At 63.5% G+C, this 4,552-nt stretch carries 5 protein-coding genes; 2 read left to right on the plus strand and 3 right to left on the minus strand.

All coding sequences use genetic code 11. The features are described 5' to 3' along the window. Window positions 1-77 precede the first annotated feature (77 nt). The 3 genes from PMN64_RS42120 to PMN64_RS42130 form a co-directional block, all read right to left on the minus strand. Entirely contained in the window at window positions 78-521 is a 444-nt protein-coding gene (locus PMN64_RS42120; protein WP_028345412.1) for a DUF2147 domain-containing protein, read from the minus strand. Window positions 522-780: 259 nt separating this feature from the next. Then, window positions 781-2,166 carry an MATE family efflux transporter gene (locus PMN64_RS42125; protein WP_028345411.1) on the minus strand — a complete coding sequence of 462 codons (1,386 nt, stop codon included), beginning with the start codon at window positions 2,164-2,166 and terminating at the stop codon, window positions 781-783. A 303-nt stretch (window positions 2,167-2,469) separates the two neighbouring features. After that, window positions 2,470-3,000, minus strand: coding sequence for a GNAT family N-acetyltransferase (locus tag PMN64_RS42130; RefSeq protein ID WP_016846957.1), 531 nt, complete (start codon window positions 2,998-3,000; stop codon window positions 2,470-2,472). Window positions 3,001-3,139: 139 nt separating this feature from the next. Here PMN64_RS42130 and PMN64_RS42135 point away from each other — a divergent pair, with 139 nt between their 5' ends. Continuing rightward, entirely contained in the window at window positions 3,140-3,739 is a 600-nt protein-coding gene (locus tag PMN64_RS42135) for a superoxide dismutase (protein ID WP_411785026.1), read from the plus strand. 245 nt (window positions 3,740-3,984) lie between these two features. Continuing rightward, window positions 3,985-4,371: a fluoride efflux transporter CrcB gene (crcB, locus tag PMN64_RS42140; RefSeq protein ID WP_304497229.1), complete on the plus strand. Its 387-nt coding sequence runs from the start codon at window positions 3,985-3,987 to the stop codon at window positions 4,369-4,371. Window positions 4,372-4,552 lie beyond the last annotated feature (181 nt).

Below are 4,552 nucleotides of genomic sequence, written 5' to 3' on the forward strand. Positions count from 1 at the left end.
TCGGCAGCGTCAGATGTGTATAAGAGACAGGCGGGAGAGGGGGCGCGGTCCCGTCGCGGTTGCCGCTCGGCTAAGAACTACCGTCCCACCCGCGTCCAGGTCTCGCCGCCGCACAGCGCGCCGACGCAGCCTTCGACGCGCAGCGTGCTCTCGCCGGTCACCGAGATGCTGCTCGCATAGGTGCCGCCGTCGTCGGCGTTGTAGATCTGGCCCGACCATTTGCCCGCGGCAACCGGATGCATGCCGGAAAACAGCGGCAGCCCGATGATCGTCCGGCTGGACAGCGACGGATTCGGATTCTTGTTGTCGACTTGCGGCTTGCCGGTCATCGGGTCGATCGGATCGCGCAGGCTCACCACCACGCCGCAGATGCCGCCGCCGCATTTGCTGATCTTGACGCGGGCATCGCCAGCCTGGGTCTGCCAGACGCCGACAGGCTCAGGCGCGCCTTGCGCATGCGCGGCGGGCACGGCAAGCGCCGTCGCAATGATGGCGATCATGAATCCGAATCGGCAGGCCATGGCTTATTCCCCAAGAGCATGATCCGGAAAAGTGCGAAGCGGTTTTCCGAAAAGATCATGGTCAAACAAAGAACTAAAGCGCGATGACGATTCGACTCAATCTCATCGCGCTTTAGAAGTCGGCCTGCATAACAAGTCGAAGAATTTCTGCAATGTCATATTCGCGCGATCAGGTGAGCGCGCTCCCAAAAAATTTTGGTGCCTGTTTCCGGAGCAGTCATGCTCAGGCAACGCTCCGGTGCGGGGCGCTGCGTTGTATTTATCCCCAGCGGGTCAGCCGGATCGATATGATGGTGGCAAGGCCGAACGCCACCATCGCACCGCCGACCAGCGCAAACAGCGTCCATGCAGGGGCGCTCACGGTAGCGAGCCACCAGCCGCCGATGCCGACCAGCAGCAGGCGGATGGTGCCGGCCAGCACCGGCCCGCCGACCTTGGCGGCGCCTTGCGAGGAGAAATAAAGGCAGACGCCGACGCCGAAGAAGCCGAAGCCCGGGCCGGCCAGCGCGAAATAGGACGAAGCTGCGGCGGTCACGCCGGGATCGGTGGTGAACAGCGCAATCCACAGCGTCGGCTTCAATGCGACCACAAGTCCGACGAGGCCAACGACAAGACCGGCGACGGTACCGGCGGTCCACGCCACCTTGCGGGCGCGCGTCACGAGTCCCGCGCCGATCGCCATGCCGACCATCGGCACCGAGGCGACGCCAACCGCAAACGCGATCGGGATCAGCAAGAATTCCAGCCGCGAGCCCATGCCGTACCCGGCCAGCGTCTCGGTGCCGAAGCTGGCCAGGATCTTGGTGAAGATCAGGATGGTCAGCACGCTCTGCAGCGGCGACAGGCAGGAGATCGCGCCTACTTTCAGGATGTCGAGGAACATCGCGCGCTGGAAGCTGAAGGCGGCGAAGTCGAGCTTCAACCGGCTGCGGCCAGAGGCGAGATACCAGGCGAGGAAGATCGCACCACACGTGAAGGCCGTGAGCTGTCCGGCGGCGACGCCGCGCATGCCAAGACCGGGCATGCCGAACAACCCGAGACCCAACACGCCGCCGACCGCGATCTGGATCATCGAGACCGTGATCAGCGTCATCGAGGGAATCCGCATGTCACCGGTGCCGCGCACGACGGAGGCGAGCGTGTTGACCAGCCAGATCGAGATCGCGCCGGAAAACAGCACCTGCGAGTAATGCATCGACTGCTCGAGCACGCCGCCATGTCCGCCGAGCATCGCATAGAAACTGCGGCCGAAGCCCAGCATCATCACGGTGAAGAACAATCCGGCGCACCCGCCGATGATCGCCGCATGCAGCGCCAGGTCGGCGGCGCGGTCGCGGTCGCCGGCACCGAGCGCGCGGCTGATCGCCGACGAGACGCCGCCGCCCATCGCGCCGGCCGACATCATCTGTGTCAGCATCGCGAATGGAAACACCAGCGCAATGCCGGCCAGCGGTTCGGTGCCGAGCCGGCCGATGTAAGACGTCTCGGCCACCGCGACCAGCGTCGAGCCGAACATGGCGATGGTGTTCGGGATCGCAAGGCGAAGCAGCGTCGGCAGGATCGGCGCGGTCAAGAGGTTGTCGACCGGCACGGCGGGCGCAGCCGCGGCGGGGCCGGTGTCGTCGATCGAGGCTTCAATGGTCATGGGTCGGTTGCCCTTCACCTCTCCCGCTCGCGGGGTCGAGACGAGCAAAGCTCGCTCTTAGGTCGGATTGCATTGGAGATGCAATCCGGGTGGGGGCTCTCTCTGCCATGTGACTCGCGGTGAAACTTCCACCCCAGCCTCGAGAGCGAGCTTCGCTCGCCTCGGACCCCGCAAGCGGGAGAGGGGGCGCAGTTTGCTCGCAGCCGCGGTTCGAGGTCACTTTGTGAAAGCCTGTCGCCAATAAATGATGACCGACATGCTACGACGCGCAGGCCCCTCAGGCCACCGCCGCCGATGCAGGGGTCACCACGGCAGGCCGCATAGGTCGATCTTGCCCTGGCGTGGCGCGCGAACGATGTCGTTGACGAACGGCGCCATCGCCTCGAAGCGGATCTGCCCGGAAGGCTGTTCGCAATAAACTTCGCCGCTGAAGGGATGCCAGCCGCGCGCCTGGTAGAACGCGAAATTGTGCGGCTCGCAGAATAAGATTGCAAATTTCACCGCGTCGTTGGCACGAATCGTGTGCACGGCGGCGTCGAGCGCGAGTGACGCATACCCGCGCCGCCGGCAGTCCGCGCGGGTCGAGACTCCGCCGATGCCGCCGACATGCACCTTGTGGCCATTCCAGGTGATGGTCCGGAAATAGATACCGACATGGCAGGCGAGCCCGCTGTCGTCGGGCGCATCGAGCAGCACGCGCAAATCCGCGTGGGCCCATTTGATGTCCGCCCAGGCTGGTTTCTCGGCCGCATCCGGGCTCCAGACCGCCTGGAGCAGCGGCTCGGCGCGCTTCCACGATGCATCTCCGTTGAGAATGTCGATTTCGATGCTCATCGTCTGGGTCCTTGGTCTTGGTACGGGCTGCGCCGATCTGTCATGGGCGATCCGAAAATGCGGTGTTTCTCCGCCATGGAACCTTCTATAAGGGGGACCCGTTAAGTGTAGTCTCCCACCCTCTGTTGGACATTACCCCATGACCTTCACGCTACCCGATCTGCCCTACGCCCACGACGCCCTTGCGCCCTACATGTCCAAGGAAACGCTGGAGTTTCACCACGACAAGCATCACCAGGCCTACGTCACCAACGGCAACAACGCGATCAAGGGGACCGAATTCGAAGGCAAATCCCTCGAGGAGATCGTGAAGGGTTCGTTCGGCAAGAACGCGGCCGTCTTCAACAATGCCGGCCAGCACTATAACCACATCCATTTCTGGAAGTGGATGAAGCCGAATGGCGGCGGCAGCAAGCTGCCCGGCCGGCTCGAGAAGAAGATCAGCGAAGACCTCGGTGGCTTCGACAAGTTCAAGGCCGACTTCGCCGCCGCCGGCGCCGGCCAGTTCGGCTCCGGCTGGGCCTGGCTGCAGGTCAAGGGCGGCAAGCTCGAGGTCGCCAAGACCCCGAACGGCGAGAACCCGCTGGTTCATGGCGCGGTGCCGATCCTCGGCGTCGACGTCTGGGAACACTCCTACTACATCGACTACCGCAACCGCCGTCCGGACTATCTGAAGGCGTTCGTCGAAAACCTCGTCAACTGGGACTATGTCGACGAGCTGTTCGGCAAGGCCGGCTGAGCGCGGCTTCGACCGTCGCATATTTCTTCACCCTCCCCTGAAAGGGGAGGGTCGTTTCGCATGCAGCGAAGCGAAATGCGAAACGGGGAGGGGTCATCTCTCAACACGAGCAGTCTCTCAATGGAGAGACTGTGACCCCGCCCCGCCGCTCATTTCATTCGCGTCGACCCTCCCCTTTCAGGGGTGGGTGATTTGAGTGTGCGGCAAGATGCGCCCTCACTCGACACACACCAGCGGGGGCATTGGTGGGTAACGCGGCAAGCTATCTCCTCGTCTTCTTCGGCGGCGGTCTCGGCGCGACGCTGCGGCAATTGATCAACGTCACCTGCGCGCGCTGCATCGGCACCGGTTTTCCCTACGGCACCTTCATCATCAACATCACGGGTTCGACCGTGATGGGCCTGATCGCCGGCTATCTCGCCTTCAAGGGCGACGCCTCGCAGCCCTGGCGGCTATTTTTGATGACCGGCATCCTCGGCGGCTACACCACCTTCTCCGCCTTCTCGCTCGACACCGCGCTGCTCTATGAGCGCGGCGAGCTCGGCCTTGCGGTGCTGTATGTCGCGGGCTCGGTGGTGTTGTCGATCGCGGGCCTGTTTGCCGGGCTCGCGATTGTGCGGCATTTGACGTGAGATATGCTCGGCACCGCCGTCTCTGGAATACTGGATCACCCGCATGCGCATGCGTGGGTGATGACACCGCGTGGTGTGGCAACTTGAATCGAGAACCATCCTTCCCGTCGTCCCGGCGAAGGCCGGCAACTGTTATGTTGGTTTGGTCTGCAGGTACGGCTTTCGGTCTCGCATCATGGCA

Source organism: Bradyrhizobium sp. UFLA01-814, from assembly GCF_046718885.1.
Classification (GTDB): Bacteria; Pseudomonadota; Alphaproteobacteria; order Rhizobiales; family Xanthobacteraceae; genus Bradyrhizobium; species Bradyrhizobium elkanii.